Below are 23333 nucleotides of genomic sequence, written 5' to 3' on the forward strand. Positions count from 1 at the left end.
CCACTGAGTCATGCGAGTACTTCCGGCGCTACGACATGGTCACCGCGGTGCGCCAACTTCCCTGCTTTGATCGCCTGTTGCATCGCCGTGTCCAGCCGGGCGCGGATGCCGACCGTGACGCGGCCGATCCCGAATCCTTGCGCGGTCAGTCGGACCAGATCATCGGCTGACATCCCGAGGCCGGCTCGAGCAACGTCGGACATCGCATTGCCGAGTTCTGCCAGCGAGATGTCCTCCACCGCTCGGCCAGTTCCGGGCTCGGAACGCAGCCACCTCGCGAACTCCGCAGGTGGAGCATCGGCAGGAAAGAGGAAGCCTTCGTGATCTCGGTGCAGCCGCGGGATCGGAAGGGCAGCGATCTCCTGGACCCGTTTCGTCGGCACCCGCTGCATCCCGTGCGCTTGGCCGACGAGCCTGCCGAATCGAGCGGGTGAGAGCGGTCCCTCCACCGACACCAGGAATTCGGCGAGGTCCTGCAGGTGCCGCAGCGCGGACGGATCGCGCAGCTGATCCAGGATGAACGCCTGTCCGACGACCTGCAGGGGCCACGCGGACCAGGTCGGGATGTGTGACCAGTCGAGGGCTTGGTTCAGCGCGGGCGCCGGCGCCGCCGAGTACTGCTCTCGCTGGACCACCGGTGGTCGTGGCGCGGCAATGTTCACGGCTTCGACCGCCGGCTGGGCACCGGGAAGGGCTGCAGCCGATAGCTCGGCCACGCGATCCCGAATGCGCTCGACCTCGTTCGCGCGGTCTCTCAGCCAGGTCGGGAGCCAGATCCGGTCCACCGCAGGCCACCCCATCTTCGCGACAAGGATCTGCGCGGGAAGGCTGTCCCGGTCCCCCGAGGTCGACCGCTTGCTCCACTGCTCGCCGTCGAGTAGCAGGGCGAGCAGCCGCCGGTTTGGGTCGCGCGGATCCATCACCGCGATGTCGACCTTGAAGTCCGACAGACCCACGTCCGGTTCGCAGACCAGCCCTGCACCTCGCAGCGCATCGAGGATCTCGTCGCGGTGTCGGTCGGCAGGTTTTGGCGCTCGCGCGGACACCGCTCCGGACGCCTCCGGTCCCGAACGCGCAAGCTCGAGATAGCTCCGCAGGTGCCGTAGGCCGACGGACGCTGAGCGCTCAGCCTGGAGCTCGTGAGGTTCGAAGGAGCAGAAGACGACCACCTGGCGGCGAGCACGGGTCACCGCGACGTTCAAGCGGCGCTCGCCCCCGACGCGGTTCAGCGGACCGAAGTTCGTCGGTAGGACGCCGTTCGCGTTCTTGCTGAACGCGACGGAGAAGAGCACGACGTCCCGTTCCTGGCCCTGAACGCTCTCGAGGTTGCGGACGAGGATCCCTTCCTCGGTCGAGCGCTCCAACGCCTCCTGAACGAGCTCGTCGTCGAGCGACTGCAGCATCTCCAGGATCAGCAGCTGCTGCGGCTTGTTGAACGTGACGACACCGATGCTGTGGCGCCGAAGGACCGGGTCGTGCAGGCGTCGGACGATCTCGGCCACGATCGCCTGCGCTTCGGCGGGGTTGGTGCGAGCACCCGCGCCACCAAGGAACTGACCATCGACCTTCACGAACGACAGTCCCTTGTCCGCGACGGCGGTCGACGCCGCCGGGAAGGTGCTCAGCCGGCCGTCGTAGTACAGCTGGTTCGAGAACGCGATCAGCGACTCGTCTTCACTGCGGTAGTGCCACGACAGCAGCAGGTCCGGGATGCGCGCCTGCAAGCTCTCGGAGAGGATGCTCTCCTCGTCGATCGTCGGTTCGTCGTCCGCCGCCAGGTCGTCGTCCTCCGCGCGGCTCAGCTCAGCCACCGATGTGGGCGGCATCTGCTTCGAGTCGCCGACGACGATCGCGGACCTCGCGCGGCCCAGAGCGCCGATCGAGTGCGGCACCTTGATCTGGGACGCCTCGTCGAACACGACCAGGTCGAACTTGCCGAGATCCGCGGGCAGGAACCGCGCAACCGAGTCCGGGCTCGCGAGCACACAGGGGGTGAGCCGCTGGATCACGTCCCAGTGGTCCGCCAGGAGGCGACGGATCGGCTTGCCCCGTCGTACCTTGTTGATCTCCCGCCGCAGCTCGCCGACGGCGCCTACTCCGACACCGCTGCGGAAACCGCGGGAATCGACGATGTCCGCCGCAATCACGCCAGGGACGGCACGCTCGAGGTCCTGGGAAGCCCGTTGGAACGAACGGACCGCGGCGTCCTGCACCGGCCCGTCGAAGGCGTCGAGCCGCTCGTCGTCGAACTGGCGGCGCAGCACCCCCTCGAGCAGCCCGCGCTCGAACGCCTCGTCGGCCTCGCGATAGGGCAGGTCACCAGCGAGCAGCGAGCGCTCGGCCTCGAGCAGCCCGGCTGCGCGGAGCGGGGCCGTCGAGTCGTGCAGCGCTGCCCAGCGGCGAAGCTGCGTGAACCCGCGTTCTGTTCGGTCCCGCTGCCACAGGACGCTGGTCGTTGCGAGCCGGTTGCCGATCCGCTCGTCGCCAGTCCAGAGTCTCGTGCTGGTTTCCGTGACGGCGAGCGACTCGACGAGCTGTGCGACACCCATCGCTAGCGCTGACGCGGTGTTCACGACCTCGTGGCCGGCAGACGCGAGCGAGCGGAACCGACGCCGCGCTGCGGTGCCGTCGTCCGCGAGCACGGCGACCGCGCGATCGAGCGCTCTGAGTGAACGGAGCGCCGCGGCCCGGTCCTCCGGGACAAGCGGGTTCGCCCCGGCGTCGATGGCTGCGCCCTGCACCGCCAGCCAGCGCGACCTGGTGTTACGAGCACCTCGCTGAGCCTCCGCGAGGCTCCGGATGGCGTCCTCAAGCGCCTCCGGCGGCAGCGCGGTGCCGGCCGGCAGGAACGCTTCGACCTCACGGCAGACCGCAGCGACTCGCTTCTTCCGGCCGATGAAGAAACTCCCCCGAGCGCTGCTTGCGTGCTCCTGAAGCTCATCCACCGGCGCGTCGATCGCGGTCGGGGCAACGGGTACTGGTCCCGACGTCTCCTCCGGCATGCTCAGCTCCTGCATTGCAGCGGACCTGGCTGCTCGCTGGTCTGGCTGAACCGCCGCATCGATCACCGCGATCGAGAAGCTGGAGGCGACGATGAGCTCCCGGGCGGACACGATTTCGTCGAGGGACTCGACCTCCGCGAGGTAACTCGCACCTTCGCGTGACCCGAAGAGCGACGAGAGACCAGAGGCGATCGCGTCGACCGCGTGGGACACCCGCTGCTCGAGCGACGCATCGATGTCGCTCCCACTGATCGTCGCCAAAGACCACGGATTGGTCCGCGCGATCCCTGCGGACTCGCCGACGTCCGCGAGCTCGAGGAGCGACTCCATCACCCGACGGCGGGCGGTTGCATCCCCGCGCGCGACGAACGCGCTCTCGACCGGCAGCAATCGAGTGGCTCGGTTGGACAGCAGCTTGCTCCGCGCGGAGTAGACGGACTCCCCGAAAGCGCCGCGAGCATGGAGCCGCCGCGGATACGACTGGAGCGGCGACAAGGAACGAGCGAGCTCCCTGCCCGCGGACTCGAAGCCGTCTCGATCGGCGAGCACCTCGAGATCCATCACCTCGGCGAGCTGCTGGCGTACTGCCGCGGGCCGCATCCCCTTGTCGTGGAGGTCGAGACAAAACGAGGTGAGGCCCACCGATTCCAACCGGTCCTTGACGACGCTGAGAGCGGCTGGCTTCTCCGCGATGAAGAGGATCCGCTTCCCCTGGTGGAGCCCCCGCGCGAGGAGATTCGTGATGGTCTGCGACTTTCCCGTGCCCGGAGGGCCTTGCAGGACGAACGTCTCGCCGGACATGGCCCGCGCGATGGCCGTGGCCTGCGATCCGTCGACTGCGATGGGCAGCTGCGAAGCGAGGTCATCCAAATCTTCGGGGATTGAGTCGGCAGCCTTGCTCGGGTCCTCGAACTCCACGTTCGGGGTTTCGACCAGGTGCTTGACGAGAGGGCTGTCAAGGAATGCGGGCCAGTGGTCGGAGAGGTCGCGCCACAGTCGATATGTGCTGAAATCGAAGAATCCCAGCACGGCGGACTCGTCGACGCGGAAGTGCTGCAGTCCGGCCTTGGTGATCTCCTCCCGCACGTAGGCGATGAGTCTGTCGATGTCGACACCCGCGTCATCGAGATCCGGCTCGACGAGCTTCGGAAGCTTGAGGCCGACATCCTGCGAGAGCTTTTCAGCGAGCGAGAAGTTCGGCGTGACGGTGCCGGTCTCGTCGATCGCGAGGCGGAACTCGCGGCTCCTGTTGTAGGGCTTCAGCACGACCGGGATCAGGATCAGCGGTGAGCGCACTGCCTCCGTGCGGCCCTCCGGCTGCCAGTGCAGCATCCCGAGCCCGAGGTAGAGGTCGTTGACACCGTTGTCCTCGCGACCGACCTTCGACAGGGACGCAATGCGACGGACCCGGGTCAGGAAGGTGTCGGGCGTCGCGGTGGTGAAGACCTGCCGAGCCGCGACGAGTCGATTCACCAGCTCACTGTTCAGATTGCTGTCGAATTGGCCGCGCTGATCCAAGGTTGCGAAGCGACCATCTGGGGCCTGGAACTGGCTCGGCCCCACCGACAACTCGTGACCGGTTTGCAGCAGATCCTCGATCGTGCCGAGACTGCCCGGCGGCAGGAACAACCCGAGCGAGGATCCTGCGGGCGACCGGTAGTTGATGAGCGGGTTGCGGAAGCTCAGGTCGAGGAGCGCGTCCTTCCATCGCCGAATACGAACCGGGGTTTCCATCTGGCGCAGTCCCGCGCGCGTTCCGGCGCCCTCTTCTGCGAGCGCCTTCTGCAGCAGGGAGATCGACAGCTCCTGCGGCTTGTACTCGACTACCTCGACCCGACCGTCTGCAAGGACCACCCGTGCTGGGATCGGCAGCACGCGTCGCTTCCATCGCGCCTGCGCAACGTCGACGAACCGCGAGGAAGCCGCGTTCGCCCGCAGGGCTTCCTTCTCGCTGATGCGCTGGCGGCCCTTCTCCAGTGCTACCGCGAACGGCGCGCTGTCCGGACCGCCGCAGACGGTGGTGGTCTCGAAGAGCGCGATGTTGCCCTCGTCGACATGGTTGATCACAGCGGCAAGGGGCATCACGGGATCCGGGAACGCGAACTCCTCGCGCTCCTTCGTCCACAGTCCGACGAATGCGTGGCCCGGCACGAGGGCGAGCACGGGCTTGAGCCCGATGTTCTCCAGCAGGGCAGCGAACAACGACGCGGTGTCGATGCACGTTCCCACCCGCTCACCAAGTACCTCGCCGGGCGTCCGAATGCGCTGCGCGAGTGGCCGCCCCCGTGTGTCCGACAGATCCCAGGACGCTGGCGGATCGACGTACGTCAATCCGATCCCTCGGACCGACTCGTACAACGCCTCCACCATCGGCAGGACGTGACCCGGATCCTGATACCCCGAGAGCCCGGAGTTTTGGCCTGACGACCGCAGCCGGTCGACTGTAAGATCGAGCACCGATCGGAGTGCGGGGTGGTTCGGCGTGACGAACGCCGCGAGTGTGAGCGCCGACTCCTCCGGCGGGTCCGTCCAGACCCAGGTGTTCGCGGCGAGCAGCTGCACGTCGCGCTTCATCTCGGCGAGGACGACTCCGCCCTGGACGACGCGAACGCGCAGGTCAGCCTCACGCTGATCGTCGAGCGCGAAGAGGGCCGCAGCGTCGAGCCGAAACTTGAGGTCGTTCCACCGTGTCGCGACAGGTCCGACACGGGGAACCCGCTGCGCCCAGGTCTCGGCCATCTGCTGGCCGAGACTCTCCAGGCTCACCGTTACATCGACGTCTTCAAGTACGGCGTTGGCGGACCGAATGGACAGCTCCTGCACCACGGACGCGCCGTTGTGCGTGCCCGCGAAGGACACCACCGGCACATGCTGGATCTCGATCTCAACTTCGCCCATGATTACCCGCTCGTTCCGCTCACCGTGAGCGGAGGGATCGTATGCAGCGCACGCCACTCAGCCCCGAATGGTCTGGCGTGTCCCTCGAACGAGGGGCAGCAGTCCTCGCGCAACGATGCCGGCGAGGCGAGGTGACGAGCGTGGACAGCCAGCCCTCAACCGCCACCGCTTCCCGGAGACCGACCGCCTCTCCAGACTCTGGCCGCGCCTCGTACGCCCATGGACGTCGAGCCGGGTCGCGAACGCTCTACTGCGACGCGAACTTGCACTCGCCCTCAAGTCGCAGGGCGCGGCACGGACATCGGGCGCACACTCCCCGGTGGGTCAAGACCACGGACCGATTCGAACGATTCTGCGCCGCGCTGTTACAGAGCAGCCGAGGCACCATCCGAGCAATGTCTCTTACCGGTCACCTCAACAGTCTCCTTAGTAGCCGAAGAGCCAAGCGGAGCGGACGTTCGTGTAATTACTACCCGAGAAGAATGTCGGCAGACGTTTCTTGACATAGTCGAACGGGCGAGTGATCCGCGAAGCGTCCAGATTCTGTTGCAGCCTCTGCGGAACCATCAGGAACAAGTGATCAGCCGTGACGCAGATATGACACTTCCAGAAGTCGAGAAGATCCATGTTGTTGATGGTGGTCTTGCCGCGTTCGACCTCGAGGAGGATGCCGGTCTCATGAGCGGGAAGCTCTAGAAAGTAGTCCGGCCGGAGGCCGGGCGTGGAGTAGTCGGAGAAGAGTCCCCGTGCTTCACTGCGGAACCCTAGCGATGCTGCTCGTCCGAGGATCGTGGCCTGAACCTCGCCGCTGCTTCGCCCCGGCTGGTTCACCTCGTCGATCAGTCGCTGAGCTTCTGGATCGCGGAGGTGCAGCAGCAAAGAGTTTGCAACCTAGCGCACAGCCTCGTATTCCCTACGGGGCAGCTTCGATTCATTCTGTCGCCAAGCGACTAGTTCAACAGCCAAACGCTCTTCCGCTTCCAATCTCGGTCAGTTGCGGACCAAGCTTCGCCGATGCTCGGACCCGCGGCTACCCCTCATTCGCGGACAACCGTTTGGTTCAGTGTATGCAATATTGCGCGCATAGAAGGGAACCAGCTCAGGTATCGCAAATTAGGGGACGTGCCGCCTCTGCAGACCCAGTTGATCCACGCTCGCCAGGCACGAGCACTTCCACTCGTCGACTCCTCCACTCGCTTCCGCCCAGGGTACCAATTACGAAGGAAATACCTCGCGGAACCGTTGCTGAATCACGTGACGGATGTGCTCGCTGGCGCGTATCTTGTCCTGCACGAAGGGGATATCCTCGGCCGCGCGCTCGAGGGGCGCGGGCGCGGGCGCGGCGGCCTGCTCGACAATCCGCGACGCCAGTTCCCACACCTAGCTCTCGTGCCACAGCGTCGCGCTGGTACCGCGAGCAACGCACCGTCGGACGTTGACGTGACGCCCCGCTCACTCGAACCGAAGTGCGTCCACCACCTGCAGCCGAGCCGCGGTCCGCGCGGGCACGACCCCGAACACCACCCCGACGAGCACGCTGAAGAGCACCGCGAGCAGCACCGTCACCGGCGAGATCGCAAGCGCCCACCCTGCTATCAACGCCACGAGCGCCGACAACCCGATCCCGACCACGATCCCGATCAGCCCGCCCGCGACCGACAGCACGACCGCCTCCACGAGGAACTGCGTCAGGATCTGCCCGCGCCTCGCGCCGATCGCGCGGCGGACGCCGATCTCCCTCGTCCGCTCGCGCACCGACACGAGCATGATGTTCATGATCCCGATGCCGCCGACCAGCACGCTGATCGAGGCGATGCCGCCCAGCAGCAGCGACAGCAGGCTCTGCACAGTGCCGATCGTGCTGATCACCGACGCCGGGTTCGTGATCGAGAACGACGCGGGGTCGTCCGCCGTCAGCCCGTATCGGGCCCGGAGGATCGCGTCCGCGTCCGCCTGCACGCCGGCCACCGCAGCCGTGTCCGTCGCCGCGAGCAGCACCGAGCTCACGTACGGCGTCCGGGCGAACAGGTCGCGTGCTGCCGTAAGCGGCACGTACGCGGTGCCGCTCGTGTTGAAGCCGGTCGCGTCGTCGAGCACGCCGACGAGGGTGAAGACGCGGCCGTCGACCGTCACCGGCTGGCCCACCTCCGCTGCTGTGATGTGCAGGGCGTTCGCAGCGGAGGTGCTGAGCACGACCGTGCTCGCCTCCGCTCCCCCCGGGAAGCTCGGGAGGAACCGGCCGACCGACAGGGCCGGCTTCTGCACGGCCTCGTAGGCGGCGTCGACGCCGACGAGCGCCAGCTGCTCGGTGTCGCCCCCGAAGGCGACGTCACCCCGGCCGGAGGCGGTCGTCGCGACCAGCGTCACGTCCGGGGTGCCGCGCAGCGCGTCGGCGTCCGCCTCCGTCAGCGCGCCTGGGCCGGTACCGGTCACCGTGACGGTGGTCGCGCCCAGGGAGCTGAACGAACCGGTGATGCTGCTCGTCGCGCCGCTCGCGATCGAGGTGAGTGCGAGCAGCGCGGCGACGCCGATGATCACGCCGAGCATCGTGAGGAGGGAGCGGGTGCGGGCCGCGACCAGGCGCGACAGCGCCAGGGTGACGGTGGTCCAGAGATTCACGCCGCCACCTCCGCCTCGGTCAGGCGCCCGTCGCGGATGTGGAGTCGGCGGTGCGCCCGCGCCGCGATCGACGCGTCGTGGGTGATGAGCACGATGGTGCGGCCCTCCGCGTTCATGGACTCGAGCAGCTGCAGCACCGCGTCGCCCGACTTCGAGTCGAGCGCGCCGGTCGGCTCGTCCGCGAGCACCAGGGCGGGCTCCGTGACGACCGCCCGCGCGATCGCGACCCGCTGTTGCTGACCGCCGGAGAGCATGGTGCGGTCGTGCTCGAGTCGGTCGCCGAGGCCGAGCGTCGCGAGCACCTCCGCCGCCCGCGCCCTCGCGGCCTTCACCCGCTCGCCGCGGTACAGCAGCGGCGCGGCGACGTTGTCGATCGCGCTCGTCTGCGGCAGCAGCTGGAACTGCTGGAACACGAAGCCGATCGCGTCGCCGCGCAGGCGAGTGAGCGCGTCGTCGTCGAGGCGGCCGACGTCCTCCCCCGCCACCTCGACCGTGCCCGTGGTGGGACGGTCGAGGCAGCCGATCAGGTTCATCAAGGTCGACTTGCCGGAGCCGGAGGGGCCGACGATGGCGACGAACTCACTCTCCTCGATCGACAGGGTGACGCCGTCGAGGGCGACCGTGGTGGTGTCGCCGACCTCGTACTCGCGGCGCACGCCCAACAGGCGCACGACGGGGCCGCTCACCGGGACGCTCCCGTCGGGGAGGCGGTCGGGTTCGAGCCGGTGACGGAGGCGGGCGGGCCGAGCCGGCGGGTGGTGGCGGCGACGTCACCGGAGGCGCCGACGACCACGCGCTGGCCGGCGCGGAGCCCAGACACGACCTCCACCTCGGTGTCGCCGACCAGGCCGGTCCGGATCGGGACCGCCCGGGTGGTGCCACCGCTCTGCACCTCCACCTGGAGCGCGCTGCCGTGCACCTCGATGGCGGCGGCCGGCACCGCGACCGCGTCGTCCGCGTGCGCGGTCGTGATCGCGCCGGTGGCGGTCATGCCGATGCGGGCGCCGGAGGGGATGCGGTCGAGGCGGACGAGGACCGTGTAGCGGAGGGCGCCGCTGCTGTCGTCGGGCACCTGCTGCACCGCGTCGACGACGCCGGTCGTCGCGGCGGACCCGGCGGCGAGCGCGACGGCGACCTTCTCGCCGGAGCGGACCTCGGCGATCTGGTTCTCGCTGATCGCGAGTGCGGCGAGGACCCGGCCGGCGCCGATGGTCGCGAGCTCGTCGGCGGTGGCGTGCGGCGCGGTGGAGACCGAGCGGACGTGGCCCGCGACCGGTGAGTCGACGTCGTGCTTCGTGCCGTCCGCCCGCTTCACGCGGGCGATGCGGGTGCCGTCCTCGACGCGCTGGCCGGGCTGCACGGAGACGGAGTCGGTGGTCGCCGTGCCGCCGGCGCTCTGCGGGGCCGCAGCCGCACCGCCCGCGATGCTCGCGCCCGCGCGCTCGACGAGGGTCGCGGAGCCGTCGGCGGCGATCGAGTAGGTGTACTCGTCGACGAGGGTGCCGGTGCCGCTCACCCAGCGGATGACGTCCTGCCGCGTCGCGACAGCGGTCAACGGCGGATCCGCGGCATTTGCGCGCCTGGCGATCACCACCCCGGAGGCGGTCGCTCCCCCGGCGACGACCAGCGCCACGATCCCGAGAACCCACCAGCGTCGTCGGCTGCGCCGCGCTCCGCTCCGTGCCATGGCCCGCTCCTCCGCGTTCGGCCGCCGGTGTCGGCGACTGGAACAGCGTCGTCACCGGGAGGCGCAGGCGCGTCCGGCGTCGGGAGGCACTGGAGGTACTCCTCGCGGCGTACAACTTTTTCGCGGTCGCGGTCGCGGTCCCGTTACGAGGGCAGCGCGCGGAGGAGACGTCAGAAGGATGGCGACTTTGTGATCTCGTCGATGTTCGAGTCGTAGTCGACGTACTTCGTCGGGTCCGCAACGAGGAACAAGCGGATCCGGTATGCGGTCGCGTCGGATGAAGCGAGGTACTGCATGTCCACATCAGCAGGAAGCACCTGCAGTACTCCGCTCAAGTCCGAGACGCGATGTGCGGAGTCGGGAGCGATGAGTGTCGGCCAAGGAGTACCCGCGACGTGCGACTGGCGGAGCCGAAACACGAGCCCACCGAGCAGCGGACCGAGATCCTCGACCTTCGTTGCTGGCGTCTGCATGGCGGAATGCGCACTCGTCGGCCGCTGCAGTTGGGGAACTGGAGATACCGCGGCTGGCGGAACGGCGGCGACGGCGATCGGCTGGCTCATAGGGGCAGGGTTGGTCGCCTGATGGGACGACAAGATCATCCAGCCCATCGTCGCTGTTGCGAGCAAGCCAGTACCGATTCCAAGGCAGGCAGCTGCGTGAACGAACGTCGAGCTCAACACCCGGTTACGGCGAAGAGCGCGCACGCCTGCGGTGATCGCAGCGATTCCAAGGGTCGTGAATATCCACCCATGCCCACTACCGCGCGATGCATCAAGGAGAGGCGCGATAGCGACGAGCGTCGCGGCGAGCCCGAGCAGAGCGCTCAGCAGGGCTGCCCTGCTCCTCGACGGACCGTTCTTCACTCGTCGACCGGGACCGACCAGCAGCGAGCCCGTGGGACGTCTGCGTCGAGAGCTGCTGCGACGGAGCCATGGCTCCCCGTCCTGCGACCAATCGCGCGGCCCGTTCACAAACCAATTCTTGACGTCTTGTCGTCGACCCGACGCTCCCATTCCGAGGCACATCGGCTGCTAGGGCGAAAGGTCGAAGCAGACAGAGATTCACATAAGGATGACTTCCCGTGCGCGCCGCTCCTCCACCTCGCGGAACAGAGCCTGGAGGGCGGGAGACAGCAGTTCGCGCTCCTCGAGATCGCGACGCGCGGCCTCTGCCTTGATGCGTCGGACCTCCTTCTGCGACCGCCACACGGCGGCGTGAACCGCCTCGTACGGCTTGCTGCCCAGCAGGTCGCATCGTCGCCCGACCCACTGCGCGAGGCCCCACGCCAGCCTCATCCGGACGCGACGGTCCTGCAGATCGTCGCCGTGCCACCGCGGCTCGTCGAGGAAGAACGGCACGAGCTCGAGGATCCGCTCGGTCCGCACTGCGCGGGCCGCTGCATCAGCGCGGTCGTTCCGCGGATCCGCGGCGAGGCGGTCCGCCGCATCGTGATCGATCGCCGGCAGGTGCAGGGCGAAGCACGCGAGCAGGTCGCCGTGCGCGGCCTCGACCCGTCGCAGACGCTTGCCGGTCAGGCACACCTCCTCGTTCAGGAAGAACTCGATGAGCATGCCGTCCGCCATCGGGCGGTTCGGCGTCACGGGTGCCATGCACGTACCGTCGGGACGACGTCGGACAGCGCGACCGAGCGCGGAAGCGGCCGTGCAACCAGCGGCCGCTCGAGGTGGGCGGCGGCCTGAGGTTCGTGAAGCCGACGACGAAGCTCAGGACGGCCGGCTGCCCTCCGATGCGTCGTTCTGATCGTGACCTGCTGCCTCCCGTTCGGGGGCTAGCCTCCGGTCTCATGCGGCGGGAGCCTTCGAGCAGCAGGACCACCCGATCCCGCTTCCGCCTCCCCCAAGGCCTCCTCCCCATGCCCGAAGTCCCTGTCCTGACGCTCGTCGACCCTCGAGCGCAGCAGCGCGCTCACATGCGTCAGCGAGCGCTGTCCACCGCCGTCGGCATGCTCATCGCGGGCGCGAGCGCCGTGCCATTCCTGATCGCGCTCGGTCGCTGAGGCGGTACTGCTCGGTCCGGCTGCGCATGTTCGGGTCACGCTCCCTACTGCCCGACGCCCATCCGCTCGGTGCCGAGCACGGCGAGCAGCTCCAGCGCCTGCGCGGCGGGGCTGCCCGGTGCGGCCGTGTACAGGATCACCCGCTGGTCGCGGTCGGCGACGTCGAGCACCGAGCAGTCGACCGTGACCGCGCCGACGACCGGGTGGTCGAACGTCTTCGTGATCACGGGCACGGGGTCGACGTCGTGCGCCACCCACAGCGCGGCGAAGACGTCGCTGCCGCTCCGCAGCTCCCGGATCAGGCCCTGCACGGCCGGATCGCTCGGGTAGCGCGCGGCGGTCGCGCGCAGCTGCAGGACCGCGTTGCGGCGGAACTCGTCCCGGTCCGAGACGCGGAACAGGCTGTCCTCCGCGGCGAGGAAGGCGCGCCGGGCCAGGTTCCCCTCGCGCGGGCCGGCGTCGGTCATCCCGACCATCAGCGCCGCGGCGAGGTCGTTCCAGGCGAGCACGTCGTAGGCGGCGGAGGTCACGAAGGCGGCGGTCGACGGGAGGCGGTCGATCAGCTGCTGCACGCTCGGCCGCACGTCGGTCCGCATCCGGTCGGGCGGCGCAGGCGGTGTGCCCGCGAGGTGGTGCAGGTGGTCCAGCTCCGCGTCGTTCAGCCGCAGCGCGCGGCCCAGCGCGGCGAGCACCTCCAGCGACGGCCGCGGGGCGCGGCCCTGCTCGAGCCGTACGTAGTACTCGCCGGAGATGTGCGCGAGCGTCGCCACCTCCTCCCGCCGCAGCCCCGGCGTGCGGCGACGGCTGCCCGACGTCATGCCGACCTCCGCCGGCGGGATGCGCTCGCGCCGGCTGCGGAGGAACAGCCCGAGCTCCTGCCTATCCATGCCCCCAGTCTGCTCGCCGCACGCAGCCCAGCCAGGTATCGGCGATGCCTGCCTCCGCCTGCGGCCCGGGCGAACGCTGATGGGCATGACGAACACCACCTCCACCGGCTTGCTCGAGGGCAAGGTCGCATTCATCACCGGCGGCGGCCGCGGCATCGGCGCGGCCGCAGGACACCTCTTCGCCCGGGAGGGAGCACGGGTCGTGCTCGCCGCCCGCAGCCAGTCCGAGCTCGAGGCCGTCACCGCGGCCATCCGGGCGGAAGGCGGCGAGGCCTCTTGGGTCCGCTGCGACCTCGCCGAACCCGAGTCCGTGCGCGGCGCCGTCGCGCGGGTGGTCGAGTTGCACGGACGGCTCGACGTCGCGTTCAACAACGGCGCGGCCATTCAGCAGCCCGGCCCGCTCGACGGCACCCCGGTCGACGAGATGGACCACGTGTACCGCGTGAACTTCCGCGGCCAGTGGATCGCGATGCAGGCGGAGGCGGAGGCGATGCGCGGCACCGGAGGCGGCGCGATCGTGAACACCTCCAGCATCGGCAGCCTGCGCGCAAACCCCGCGCTGCCCGCCTACGGCGCGATGAAGCGGGCGCTGAACAGCCTGACGGAGACCGCCGCGGCTACCTGGGGCCCGGCCGGCATCCGCGTCAACGGGATCACCCCGGGCGGCACCCGCACCGAGATGATCGACGCGTGGGAGGCGCAGACGCCGGGCGTCGTCGACCGCATCAGCGCCTCCACGCCCCTCGGGCGCATGGGCGAGCCGCGCGAGGTCGCGGAGGCGGCCGCGTGGCTGCTCAGCGACCGCGCATCCTTCGTGTCGGGCGCGATGCTCGCCGTCGACGGCGGCGCGGGGGCCTGAGGCGCATTGCCCACCGCGGTCGGTGCGGCTGCGAGCGCAGCCGTACCGACCGCCGCAGGATCAGTCCCGGCGCGCGAACGCCCAGTCGGGCAGCGGGTCGCGGTCGGGGCGCAGGACGTCGAGATCACCCGTCGTCAGCACGATCGCCAGTCCGTGCCGGTAGGCGAGCTGCATGAAGCGCTGCTGCGCCAGGTCGCCCAGCCGGTCGGAGTCGTCCGCGAAGCCGAAATCGGCGAACACGAAGTCGCGACCGATCGAGTAGTCCGTCAACCGGTTCTCGAGGTCCGGATCGGCGTCGATCCGCTCCTCGCTCGGCGCGAGCGGGCCGTTCATCGGCGGGAACGACTCGACGAGGTCTTGGAAGGATATCCGGACCGCAGCCGTCGCGTGGGACGGGTCGTCGTAGTCGAACGGCTCCGCCCACTCCGCCTCGCGGGCCCACCACTCGCGGAGCCCCTCATCGGTCGTCGCGGACGGCTCCATCGCCAGGATGTCGAACCCCATGACGCGACGGTAGTGGGGCGAGGATCACGCGGGAGGGTCGAGCCGGCGTCGCAGCAGGTCCGCCACGAGGGGCCGGACCGCAGCCACCCGCGCCTCCACGCACCTCGCACCTCGACCCACGGCACGCGCTGGGCGGCGAGCACCTCGCGGAACCGCTGCTGCATGTCGTGGCGGATGTGCTCGCCGTCGCGCATGCCGTCCTGCACGAACGGGATCTCGTCGCCGGTGAGCACGTAGAGCGCCGGCCGATGGGCGGCTGCCCGCTCGAGGATCCGCGGCGCCGGCTCCCCCACGTACCGCTCGTGCCAGAGCGCCGTCGCGAGCAGGTCCGTGTCGCAGACGAGCAGCGGCTTCGGGACGCGGCGCAGCGCCTGCTCCTCCAGCTGCAGCTGGCGGTCCACGACCAGGTCGAACTCGTCGCTGCGCCAGGGCGCCGCCAGGCCGCCCTCGCGGATCTCGCTGTACTCGCGGCCGTACTCCTCCACCCACAGCGTGCCGAGCGCCTCCGCGAGCGCCCGGCTCAGCGTCGTCGTTCCCGTCGACTCCGCGCCGAGCACCACCACGCGCTGCGCCAGCGAGGCCCGCACCGTCGGGGCGAGCGCCCACCAGTACGCGGCCGGGTCCGCGCGGACCGCAGTGCCTGACACCGGGTTCAGCTCGCGGCCCGGGTCGACCTGCACCCACTCGGCGCCGAGGCGGCGGGCGAGGTCGGCGCCGTACTCGTCGCTCGTGAAGGCCGCGTCGACCGGCGTCGGCAGCAGGCGCTCGATGACGCGCATGTGGTCGTCCCAGGCGGTCGGCGACTCGAAGTCGACCTCCGCGTCGTCGACCTCCGCGACGATGCGGGCCGTCGGGTGCTCCTCCTGCAGCCACGCGAGCCGGGTCTCGAGCGGGATGCGCTCCGCAGAGTTCACCAGCAGCTGCACGGTCACCTCGTCGCACTGCCGCAGGGCGGTGCGGATCAGGTTCGAGTGGCCGGCGTGCAGGGGGTAGAACTTGCCGAGCACCAGCCCGTGCCGGAAGCGCGTCGTCATCGCACGACCGCCGCGACCGGGTCGGCGCCGGCCTGCACCACCGCGGTGCGGTGCCGACGCCAGGCGCGGTAGCCGCCGATGCACAGTGCGATGAAGAGCAGGTAGAGCGCCCCGGTGATGAACAGACCCTTCACTGCGTAGAGCCCGACGTAGACGACGTCGACCGCGATCCACACGAACCAGTTCTCGATCCACCGCCGGTTCAGCATGTACTGCGCGACCAGGCTCACCGAGGTCGTGGAGGCGTCGGCGAGCTGCGTCGTCGAGTCCGTGAAGGCCGTCAGCACGACGGTCAGCACCGCGGTGCCGGCGACGGCCGCGAGGACCAGCGGCACGATCGCGCGACGCGGAGTGGAGGAGGCGAACCCCTCCACCGCCTCCGGCCTCCGGCGGGCCCAGGCGAACCACCCCATGGCGCCGAGCACCAGGTAGACGACCTGCAGCCCGGCGTCCGCGTAGAGCGCGGAGCCGACGAACAGCACGATGAACACCAGGTTGTTCGCGATGCCGATCGGGAAGTTCCAGATGTTCCGCCGCGCGGCGAGGAGGACGCAGAGGGCGCCGGTGCCGAAGCCGAGCACCTCGGTCCAGTTGTCAGCGAGCCAGGTGAGCATCAGCGCCTACCTCTCGCCGGCGGTGGCCGCGAGGCGCCGGACGGCGTCGCGGAAGTACGGGGCGGCACCGCCGCTGGGCAGCGCGCCGTCCACCTCGCGCAGCGCGACGTCCGCCGGCTTCCCGCGGTGCAGCACCGAGTACGCGGCGCCGACGGCCGGGGTGCGGCTCTGGCCCGCGTAGCAGTGGACGAGCACCGTCCTCCCCTCCGCGCGCAGGGCGGCGACCGTGTCGGCCGCGTCGCGGAGCACGAAGTCGAGGTTCGGGTTGCGGCCGTCCTGGTCGATCAGCCAGAACTCGACCTGCTCGCGGTCCGTCTGCGCTGCGCCCATCTGCCGGGTGCCGACGCGGCACATGGACACGACCGCGTCGATCTCGGGAGGGAGGTCGTCGAGCGCCTGCAGCGAGCCGAGCCAGACGCCGTCGTCGTGCGGGTGCCGGACGAGCGTGCGCCACCCGTTCGCCGGGAAGCGTTCGGCGGAGGGCCAGCCCTTCGCGTCGTCGCGCCCGCCCTGCGCGGCGAGCACCGCCATCCGGATCAGCTGGTCGGCATCGAGCCCCGGCCAGCCGTGCAGGATGCGGCGCCAGCGGGCCGGGACCGCGGAGGCGCCGTACGCGGCTCCCGCGAGGCCGCCGGCGATGGCGGCGACCGTGTCCGTGTCGTTGCCCCCGCGGACCGCGCGCTCGAGCACGTCGACCCACGAGGTGCCGTGCGTGATCGCGGACCAGGCGGCCTGCAGCGCACCGCCCGCCCAGCCGTTCGCCGGGAAGTCGCGGGGCTGCTTCTGCTCCGCCTCCGCGATGCGCGTGTCCCACTGCTGCTGCCGCTCGGCGGGGAGCGCGGACAGGCCCGCCTGCAGGTCGAGGCCCCCGGTCACGATCGCGCGACGGATCGCGAGGCACCACAGCACGCAGGCGTCGCCGGCGAGCGGGTCGGCATGGGTCAGGTCGCTGATCCGCCGGGCGGCGTCGACCAGCCCGAGCTCGTCGTCGAGGTGGGCGAGGGCGACGGGCGCGGTACGCATCAGCGAGCCGTTGCCGGCAGAGCGCTCATGGGTGCGCGCGAAGTCGGCCGCGGCCTCGCGGACCGCCTCCGCGGTCCCCTGCGCGCGAGCGGCGCGGAACACAGCGCGGGTCTGGTTGCCGACGTCCTTCGCGGTGCTGCTCCAGTCGAGCCAGCGGGCGGCGACGTGCTCGAGCGCCTCGCCCTCGAACCGCTGCCCGCGCGCGGCGACCTCGAGCAGCGGGACGGCCATCGAGGTGTCGTCGGTCCACTCCCCCGGCTCCCAGCGGAACGCACCGCCGCCGATCATGCCGACCTCCGCGTCGTCCGGCAGCGCCGGCCCGAACTCGTAGCCGGCACCCAGCGCGTCGCCCGCGGCCGTGCCCAGCACCGCGCCCGCAGCGCGGTCGTTCATCTCTGCGCTCATGCCTGTTCCTCCTCCGCGCCGAGGGCGCGTCGTGCGTGCCGGTACTTCGCCGCGAGGCGCTGCCGGGTGGTCGTGTCGAGCCGGGCCGTCCGCTCAGGATCCGTGTTGTCCGCGATATCGGCGAGCTTCACGCTCCGCGCGAGCGGCGACCCGGCGATGAATGCGTAGTAGGTCGCTTCGTCCTCGCTTCTCGTGAGCAGCTGGACCGCGTCGACGACCTCGCCGTCGACGCCCTGCGCCCGGAGGTCCTCCGCCGTCACCTCGGTGTCCTCGAGCACGTCGTGCAGCCATGCGACGGCCTGCTCGTCCAGCGGGTCGAGCCGCGCCGCGACCCGGCGCGGATGCTCGATGTAGTCGACGCCGAGCTTGTCGGTCTGGCCCCGATGAGCCTCGGTCGCGATGCGGCGGGCCAGCGCGACCTGCTCGAGCTGGTGCTGCAGCCTCGGCACGGCCTCGGCGTCCACGTCGTCGAAGGCGTGGCGGTGCGTCTCGAACGTGAGCCGCGAGTCCTTCTCGAGCAGGTCGGCCGCTGTTCCCGGCTCCCGGACCCAGCCGCCGCCGACGTGCCGGACCATCTCGACCCCGAGGTCCGAGGCGACCTCGGCGTAGGCGCCGAGGTCCATCGGCAGGTCGGAGTCCGTTGCGGAGATGAAGAGGCGGACGTCGGCGTCGCCCATCCGGTACGTGGTCATTTCTCCCCTCCTCACGCCGCGGCGAGCAGCGGGTGCGAGTCGTCGAACGCCGTCAGGTGGAGCAGGGGCGCGCCAGGCAGGTCCGCACCGCGGATGCCGGTCGCACGCAGCGGACCGCGATCCGACCGGACCGTGCTGGCGAGGCCGGCGCGCTCGCCCTCGCGGAGGGAGGTCCGCCCGAGCGCTCGCACGAACTCGCGGGCGTCGTGCGACGTGGTGCGAACCGCCGGCGCCATCCGCGCGTCGAGCTGCGCGGCGCGGAGCAGGCCGTCCCAGCGGGTGGCGAGGCCTCGGCTGCTGCCGAACAGCTCCATGCCGATGACCCGGCCGCCGATGCCGACGATGACGCCGCGCTGGCCGCTCATGCGCCGCACCGGCTCGTCGTCGACGCGGTCGAGGTGGTCCAGCATCGAGGAGGTCGGCGACGCCTGGAACGCGCGGTCGTAGCGGCGCACCCGCTCCCAGACCTCGCCCTGCGCGCCGCCCCGCTCGGCGCCGGCGAGGTTGCCCTGCCGCACCGCGTAGCTGGCTCGGCGGCCGGTCGAGTGGTGCGTGCGCTCCCCGGCCCACCGGCCCTGCTCGACGCAGAGCACGTCGATCGGCATCGACTTCCGGGCTGGGAGGAGGGTGCTCGCCGCAGCCATCCGGTGCTGCCGTCCGCCGGCGAGCACATCGCCCTCGAGCAGCAGCGCGGGGCGCGCATCGTGGTTCGCGACGACGAGCCGACCGACGCTCGCGCTCGGCAGCTCGCCGATCTCGAGTGCGGACGCGCTCCAGACGATGCCGGGGATCGACGGGGCGTCGACCCACACGGGGAAGAGGGTGAGGGCGCCGCGCTGGCGGCCGCTGCCGACGTCGAGGTGCGGGAGGTGGGTGCTCATGGTCTGACTCCTGGGTATTTGGTACTTCGCTTGCAAACTCAGATTAGGCACGTTCTTCCCAAACCGCAATAGGCTCTTCGCATGACCTCCGCCGACCGCCCCCTCGACTCGTTCCCGCGCCCCAACGTGGCGGTCGACACCGCGGTGCTGACCGTGCTCGACGACGAGCTCTCGGTGGTGCTGAGCGACACCCAGGGCGACCTGCGGCTGCCGGGGACCTTCCTGCGCCCCGGCGAACGGCTGCGCGACGCGGTGCAGCGGTCGCTCGACCAGAAGGCCGGCATCCGGGATCTCGTGCCGGAGCAGCTCGACGTCTTCGACGACCCGGAGCGGGACACCCGGGGCTGGGTCCTGTCCGTCGCGCACTTCGCCGTCGTCCCCTCGAGGCACATCGACTCCGCCTCGGCCCGCGTCGTGCCCGTGCGTGGAATCGGGCCGCTGCCGTTCGACCACGAGGAGATCGTGCGGCAGGCGGTCGGCCGACTCCGGAGGGAGTACGACCGGACGGCCGACCCGCGCGGCCTCGCCGGTACCGCCGGTACCGCCTTCACCCTGCGCGACCTGCAGCGCCTGCACGAGGCGGTCGCCGGCGAGGAGCTGCGGCGCGAGACGTTCCGCAAGCGGATGGAGCCGCAGGTCGAACCGACGGGCGAGACCCTCCGCGGCGTCGTCGGCAAGCCGCCCCGGCTCTTCCGGCGGAAGCAGCGCTGAGCAGCTCTCCTTCCTACGGCACGGGAGGCGGCTCCGAACGACGCCGCTCGAACACGTCTACGAAGGTCTGTCGGAGGGGCGTGGTTGCATGCGGGCATGTCGGAACCCACTGACCCGGGCGGACCGCCGCTCGAACCCGCCGCGGCCCTCGCTGCGCTCGATGCGCGCGAGGAGCTCTTCACCGGCTCGCTGCAGCACGCGGACCGCATGGTCAACGCTGCCGAGGCCATCCGCCTGCACCTGATGCTCGCCGGCCTGGACGCGATGATGCGCGAGGAGGAGGCGCAGACCGGCACCCGGCTGCGCCCGGACGACCCGATCGTCCGCGGCTTCCTCCTGCACCAGGCGAACGAGCTGCGCACCACGCGCTTCGACGTCGAGCGCCGGTTGGACGCGGCCCGCATGCTGCGCGATCACCTGCCGAGGACCTGGGCGGTGTTCCTCGGCGGCCTGACCTCCGAGCGCGCGGCCGTCGTGGTCGGCACCCAGGCGATCGGGCTGGCGCCCGAGCACCTCGCCGCCTTCGACGAGCAGGCGGCGTCACTGGCGCAGGAGGAGCGGCCGACGGCGATCGAGCGCGAGCTGAGCGAGCTGCGCGACCGGCTCGACCCCGAAGCGACGACGGAGCGGCACCGGACCGCGTCGAACCGCCGACACGTCCGCGCCCGCGCTGAGGAGGACGGGCAGGGCGTGCTCGAGATCCACTCGACCGCCGCCGACATCGCAGCGGCCTACGACCGCATCCGCAAGCACGCCGTCGCCGCGCACGGTGCCGAAGGCGAGTGCCGAACCATCGGCGCGCTGATGGTCGACACGGCGATCGACGCGATCCTCACCGGGCGGATGCGCGGGCCGGAGGAGGGCGGGCCGTCCTTCCCGATGGAGCGCCTCGGCGAGACATCCGACACCAGCCGGGTGCTGATCGACGCGACGATCCTCGTCGTCGTCCCGGCGGCGAGCGCGACCGGCGCCACCGACGAGCCCAGCGAGATCGCCGGCATGGGCACGATCGACGCCGAGACCGCTCGCGCCGTCGTCGCGCACACCACGACCTGGACCCGGGTCCTGGTCGACCCGGTGGACGACGCGGCGTTCGCCATCGACACCCACGAGCGCTACATCCCGGCGGGGCTGAAGAAGCTGCTGCACCTCCGGCAGCGGACCTGCGGCTGCGGATGCGGCCTGCCGGCGCACCGAGCCGACATCGACCACATCACGCGGTTCGAGCACGACGGCCGGACCCGCCACGACAACCTGCAGATCCTCTGCCGAGCGAGCCACCAGGCGAAGGACGCGGGCTTCGCGGACGTCACGATGCAGCCGGACGGCCGCATCCGCTGGAAGGACAAGTGGGGCGGCGTGCGCTACGTGAAGCCCGCCGTCCACGTGCGCACCGCGACCTACCCGGAGGACGCACCCTTCTGATCGCGCGACATCACGGACCTGCTCCGGCAGGGCGGTGCGCTCGTCACTTCTCCGGTCGCAGCAGCTGCGGGTTCCTGCTGAGGTGCTCCGCCAGCCCGCTCATGTCCGAGTAGATGGAGGAGGCGCTGTAGCCGAAGCGCCGCTCGAGCTGCTCCCGGATCTGCTGCTTGGCTGCCGCCTTGATCCGGATCGTGAACACCGGCGCGGACTCGGGGCGCAGGTTGTCGCGCTCCAGGCGGCTGAAGCGCAGGTTGATCGAGGAGACCTGCTGCAGCTGGGCGACCGGCACGTAGGAACGGGAGTCGGTCTCCCGCCGGGCCGGGTCCTCGAGGGGGACGCCATCGATGATGAACGCGCCGTTCTGCGCGGCGATCCGCGCGTTGTACGCCGGCGGTCGCCAGACGCGCCGCTTCCTGCCGGTCCCCCAGTCGTTCGCCAGCCGTCCGCGGTCGCCCCGGTACTCGGGCTGGTGCCAGCGCAGGTAGCGGCCACCCCATCGCGGGTTCAGCGAGACGAACTTCGACCCGGTCACGAAGGCGAACAACCGAGCGTCCGTGTCCGGGGCCTTCTCCCGGTGCTCGACCGCGAACCAGAGCGCAATCAGCGGGTTGAGGCTGACGTCGAGCAGGCGCGTCGGTGCTCCGTAGTGCTGCAGGTGGGCGAGCAGCTCGAGCGCCGGCTTGTCGTCGAACCGCCAGTCCTTGCGCGCCAGGTCGAGTGTGCGTTGCTCCGCGACGTTCATCTCGTGCTCGGTCGGCGGCCGCTCATTCAGCTTCAGAAGCGCCCGGTAGAGCGAGCTCATCACACCCCAGTCGGCCTGCTTGACCCCGCGCCAGACCATGTCGCGGCCGGGGTGACGACCGGTCGGATCGAACAGGACGCCCTGGAACTGCTCCCAGGTCTCGACCACCGCCTCCCACGGTCGGTAGATCGCTGCTGCGAGCTCGGGTGGCACGTCGGCATCGCTCATGGTCGCCCCCGTCGGCTGGTGCACCGGGACGTCCGCGCGTCCCGGTGCACCAGTAGACAGCAGGTCCCTCACGAACCATTCGCGCTCGACCGGCGTGGCCCGGTGCGGCGTCCTCCCCCTACGGTCGAGTCATGGCTCGCTACTCCGAAGACGACTTCGACGCGCTGCAGGCCGAGCTCGATCGGGACACCGCGAAGGCGCTCGGCGACCTCCGCCGTGCGGACAGGGCGCAGCGCAACGCGGAGACGCAGGCGTGGCTCGCCGCCGGTGACAACCTGGCCGAGAAGGCCATCGCCGCGCTCGACGTCGGCGAAGAGCCCCGGGCGCTCCGCCTCGTCGAGCGCATCGTCGCCCTGCCCGCCGTCGAGGAGACCAGGTCGGGCCTGATGGCCGTGAACCTGCTGCTCTACAACGAGGTCGTCGACCCGACGTTCGCGGGCGAGGACGCGCGCGGCCTCCTCGACGTGCCGCTGCGGGTGCTGCCGACCCTGGACCGCCCGGCCGCCGACGCACTGCGGCACGTGCTCGCGTCCCTGTCCGACTACGAGCTGCCCGCGGGCACGCTCCGGCGCATCCAGACGGTGGTGCCGCTGGAGCGCCGCCTCGACCCGCCGTTCGCGGGTGTCGAGGAGGCGGAGCTGCCCGCGGCGGTCACCGCAGTGCTCCGCCTCATCCTGCGCCTCCGCGCGGACGAGGACTGATCCGCGCGCCGAAACTCCGTCGCCACCGGGCAATACACTCGGGGCCGTGGCCGACGACACCACCCCATCGGATCTCGAGCGCGAGCTCGGGATCGACCAGAAGCGCATCCGGCACTACCTGCGGCAGCGCTACGGCAACCTGCCCGCCTACACGGACAACTGGCACCTGAACCAGCGCGCCGCGGACGACGTGCGCACGCACTTCCGCGCGGAGGCGGAGGCGCTGCGCGCGTCCGGCGAAACCGTGCCCGCACCCCGGCTGCTGCAGTACGAGACGGGCAGCATCCCGGTGCTGTTCCGCGACGCAACCGGCAGCACGACCTACGACGCGCAGGGCAACCTCGTCTACCTGCCGAGCCCGGAGGAGCTGCAGCAGCGACCGGTCGCGGACTAGCGCCGCC

Annotated in this window: 22 protein-coding genes; 6 read left to right on the forward strand and 16 right to left on the reverse strand. The window is 70.6% G+C overall.

What is annotated here, in order from left to right:
* Window positions 1-8: 8 nt before the first annotated feature.
* From ABEA53_RS05945 to ABEA53_RS05980, 8 genes are all read right to left on the reverse strand, one after another.
* Window positions 9-5900: an anti-phage protein ProA gene (locus ABEA53_RS05945; protein WP_345480108.1), complete on the reverse strand. Its 5892-nt coding sequence runs from the start codon at window positions 5898-5900 to the stop codon at window positions 9-11.
* Window positions 5901-6326: 426 nt separating this feature from the next.
* A complete protein-coding gene (locus ABEA53_RS05950) occupies window positions 6327-6779 on the reverse strand; it encodes a hypothetical protein (RefSeq protein ID WP_345480109.1) in 453 nt (150 codons plus the stop codon).
* 336 nt (window positions 6780-7115) lie between these two features.
* Window positions 7116-7280, reverse strand: coding sequence for a hypothetical protein (locus ABEA53_RS05955; protein WP_345480110.1), 165 nt, complete (start codon window positions 7278-7280; stop codon window positions 7116-7118).
* 72 nt (window positions 7281-7352) lie between these two features.
* On the reverse strand, window positions 7353-8519 hold the full coding sequence (locus tag ABEA53_RS05960; RefSeq protein ID WP_345480111.1) for an ABC transporter permease: 1167 nt from the start codon (window positions 8517-8519) through the stop codon (window positions 7353-7355).
* On the reverse strand, window positions 8516-9205 hold the full coding sequence (locus ABEA53_RS05965) for an ABC transporter ATP-binding protein (protein WP_345480113.1): 690 nt from the start codon (window positions 9203-9205) through the stop codon (window positions 8516-8518). The genes ABEA53_RS05960 and ABEA53_RS05965 overlap by 4 nt, the downstream gene beginning before the upstream one ends.
* On the reverse strand, window positions 9202-10074 hold the full coding sequence (locus tag ABEA53_RS05970) for a permuted SH3 domain-containing protein (RefSeq protein ID WP_345480114.1): 873 nt from the start codon (window positions 10072-10074) through the stop codon (window positions 9202-9204). Before ABEA53_RS05970 ends, ABEA53_RS05965 begins: the two co-directional genes overlap by 4 nt.
* 302 nt (window positions 10075-10376) lie before the next feature.
* Window positions 10377-10769: a hypothetical protein gene (locus ABEA53_RS05975; protein ID WP_345480115.1), complete on the reverse strand. Its 393-nt coding sequence runs from the start codon at window positions 10767-10769 to the stop codon at window positions 10377-10379.
* Window positions 10770-11270: 501 nt separating this feature from the next.
* Window positions 11271-11819, reverse strand: coding sequence for a hypothetical protein (locus ABEA53_RS05980; protein ID WP_345480116.1), 549 nt, complete (start codon window positions 11817-11819; stop codon window positions 11271-11273).
* A 263-nt stretch (window positions 11820-12082) separates the two neighbouring features.
* Here ABEA53_RS05980 and ABEA53_RS05985 point away from each other — a divergent pair, with 263 nt between their 5' ends.
* On the forward strand, window positions 12083-12226 hold the full coding sequence (locus tag ABEA53_RS05985; protein ID WP_345480117.1) for a hypothetical protein: 144 nt from the start codon (window positions 12083-12085) through the stop codon (window positions 12224-12226).
* 44 nt (window positions 12227-12270) lie between these two features.
* On the opposite strand, the gene ABEA53_RS05990 is transcribed toward ABEA53_RS05985, so the two are convergent.
* The gene (locus ABEA53_RS05990) at window positions 12271-13113 is read right to left on the reverse strand and encodes a helix-turn-helix transcriptional regulator (protein ID WP_345480118.1); all 843 of its coding nucleotides are present in this window, start codon (window positions 13111-13113) and stop codon (window positions 12271-12273) included.
* Between the two features lie 85 nt (window positions 13114-13198).
* Here ABEA53_RS05990 and ABEA53_RS05995 point away from each other — a divergent pair, with 85 nt between their 5' ends.
* Window positions 13199-13972: an SDR family NAD(P)-dependent oxidoreductase gene (locus ABEA53_RS05995; protein WP_345480119.1), complete on the forward strand. Its 774-nt coding sequence runs from the start codon at window positions 13199-13201 to the stop codon at window positions 13970-13972.
* Between the two features lie 60 nt (window positions 13973-14032).
* On the opposite strand, the gene ABEA53_RS06000 is transcribed toward ABEA53_RS05995, so the two are convergent.
* From ABEA53_RS06000 to ABEA53_RS06025, 6 genes are read right to left on the reverse strand one after another with little or no spacing between them, the layout of a single operon-like run.
* Complete coding sequence (locus tag ABEA53_RS06000; protein ID WP_345480121.1) at window positions 14033-14305, reverse strand: hypothetical protein; 273 nt, start codon at window positions 14303-14305, stop codon at window positions 14033-14035.
* On the reverse strand, window positions 14302-15510 hold the full coding sequence (locus ABEA53_RS06005; protein ID WP_345480122.1) for an AAA family ATPase: 1209 nt from the start codon (window positions 15508-15510) through the stop codon (window positions 14302-14304). Before ABEA53_RS06005 ends, ABEA53_RS06000 begins: the two co-directional genes overlap by 4 nt.
* Window positions 15507-16124 (reverse strand): nicotinamide riboside transporter PnuC, encoded by a 618-nt coding sequence (gene pnuC / locus ABEA53_RS06010; protein ID WP_345480123.1) that lies wholly within the window; start codon window positions 16122-16124, stop codon window positions 15507-15509. The genes ABEA53_RS06005 and pnuC overlap by 4 nt, the downstream gene beginning before the upstream one ends.
* Before the next feature lie 6 nt (window positions 16125-16130).
* On the reverse strand, window positions 16131-17552 hold the full coding sequence (locus tag ABEA53_RS06015; RefSeq protein WP_345480125.1) for an ADP-ribosylglycohydrolase family protein: 1422 nt from the start codon (window positions 17550-17552) through the stop codon (window positions 16131-16133).
* Window positions 17549-18244: a hypothetical protein gene (locus ABEA53_RS06020; protein WP_345480126.1), complete on the reverse strand. Its 696-nt coding sequence runs from the start codon at window positions 18242-18244 to the stop codon at window positions 17549-17551. Before ABEA53_RS06020 ends, ABEA53_RS06015 begins: the two co-directional genes overlap by 4 nt.
* An 11-nt stretch (window positions 18245-18255) precedes the next feature.
* Complete coding sequence (locus ABEA53_RS06025; RefSeq protein WP_345480127.1) at window positions 18256-19125, reverse strand: ARPP-1 family domain-containing protein; 870 nt, start codon at window positions 19123-19125, stop codon at window positions 18256-18258.
* An 81-nt stretch (window positions 19126-19206) separates the two neighbouring features.
* On the opposite strand from ABEA53_RS06025, the gene ABEA53_RS06030 reads away from it, so the two are divergent.
* Together ABEA53_RS06030 and ABEA53_RS06035 are read left to right on the forward strand one after the other, a co-directional pair.
* Window positions 19207-19836, forward strand: a complete 630-nt coding sequence (locus tag ABEA53_RS06030; RefSeq protein ID WP_345480128.1) for an NUDIX hydrolase — start codon at window positions 19207-19209, stop codon at window positions 19834-19836.
* A 96-nt stretch (window positions 19837-19932) separates the two neighbouring features.
* Window positions 19933-21261, forward strand: a complete 1329-nt coding sequence (locus ABEA53_RS06035; protein WP_345480129.1) for an HNH endonuclease — start codon at window positions 19933-19935, stop codon at window positions 21259-21261.
* Between the two features lie 43 nt (window positions 21262-21304).
* On the opposite strand, the gene ABEA53_RS06040 is transcribed toward ABEA53_RS06035, so the two are convergent.
* Window positions 21305-22231, reverse strand: coding sequence for an FRG domain-containing protein (locus ABEA53_RS06040; protein ID WP_345480130.1), 927 nt, complete (start codon window positions 22229-22231; stop codon window positions 21305-21307).
* 131 nt (window positions 22232-22362) lie between these two features.
* Between ABEA53_RS06040 and ABEA53_RS06045 the strand changes: the two genes are divergently transcribed.
* Window positions 22363-22932, forward strand: a complete 570-nt coding sequence (locus tag ABEA53_RS06045) for a hypothetical protein (protein WP_345480131.1) — start codon at window positions 22363-22365, stop codon at window positions 22930-22932.
* 46 nt (window positions 22933-22978) lie between these two features.
* On the forward strand, window positions 22979-23326 hold the full coding sequence (locus tag ABEA53_RS06050; RefSeq protein ID WP_345480132.1) for a hypothetical protein: 348 nt from the start codon (window positions 22979-22981) through the stop codon (window positions 23324-23326).
* Window positions 23327-23333 lie beyond the last annotated feature (7 nt).

Source organism: Amnibacterium soli (assembly GCF_039544415.1).
Taxonomy (GTDB): domain Bacteria; phylum Actinomycetota; class Actinomycetes; order Actinomycetales; family Microbacteriaceae; genus Amnibacterium; species Amnibacterium soli.

Bases quoted from the DNA above. Each gene is read 5' to 3' on its own strand.
- ABEA53_RS06005 (WP_345480122.1), bottom strand. From the start codon at position 15,510: ATGACGACGCGCTTCCGGCACGGGCTGGTGCTCGGCAAGTTCTACCCC.
- ABEA53_RS05975 (WP_345480115.1), bottom strand. From the start codon at position 10,769: ATGAGCCAGCCGATCGCCGTCGCCGCCGTTCCGCCAGCCGCGGTATCT.
- ABEA53_RS05990 (WP_345480118.1), bottom strand. From the start codon at position 13,113: ATGGATAGGCAGGAGCTCGGGCTGTTCCTCCGCAGCCGGCGCGAGCGC.
- ABEA53_RS06035 (WP_345480129.1), top strand. From the start codon at position 19,933: ATGTCGGAACCCACTGACCCGGGCGGACCGCCGCTCGAACCCGCCGCG.
- ABEA53_RS06020 (WP_345480126.1), bottom strand. From the start codon at position 18,244: ATGACCACGTACCGGATGGGCGACGCCGACGTCCGCCTCTTCATCTCC.
- ABEA53_RS05995 (WP_345480119.1), top strand. From the start codon at position 13,199: ATGACGAACACCACCTCCACCGGCTTGCTCGAGGGCAAGGTCGCATTC.
- ABEA53_RS06040 (WP_345480130.1), bottom strand. From the start codon at position 22,231: ATGAGCGATGCCGACGTGCCACCCGAGCTCGCAGCAGCGATCTACCGA.
- ABEA53_RS06000 (WP_345480121.1), bottom strand. From the start codon at position 14,305: ATGAACGGCCCGCTCGCGCCGAGCGAGGAGCGGATCGACGCCGATCCG.
- pnuC (WP_345480123.1), bottom strand. From the start codon at position 16,124: ATGCTCACCTGGCTCGCTGACAACTGGACCGAGGTGCTCGGCTTCGGC.
- ABEA53_RS06045 (WP_345480131.1), top strand. From the start codon at position 22,363: ATGGCTCGCTACTCCGAAGACGACTTCGACGCGCTGCAGGCCGAGCTC.
- ABEA53_RS06015 (WP_345480125.1), bottom strand. From the start codon at position 17,552: ATGAGCGCAGAGATGAACGACCGCGCTGCGGGCGCGGTGCTGGGCACG.
- ABEA53_RS05980 (WP_345480116.1), bottom strand. From the start codon at position 11,819: ATGGCACCCGTGACGCCGAACCGCCCGATGGCGGACGGCATGCTCATC.
- ABEA53_RS06030 (WP_345480128.1), top strand. From the start codon at position 19,207: ATGACCTCCGCCGACCGCCCCCTCGACTCGTTCCCGCGCCCCAACGTG.
- ABEA53_RS05945 (WP_345480108.1), bottom strand. From the start codon at position 5,900: ATGGGCGAAGTTGAGATCGAGATCCAGCATGTGCCGGTGGTGTCCTTC.
- ABEA53_RS05985 (WP_345480117.1), top strand. From the start codon at position 12,083: ATGCCCGAAGTCCCTGTCCTGACGCTCGTCGACCCTCGAGCGCAGCAG.
- ABEA53_RS06025 (WP_345480127.1), bottom strand. From the start codon at position 19,125: ATGAGCACCCACCTCCCGCACCTCGACGTCGGCAGCGGCCGCCAGCGC.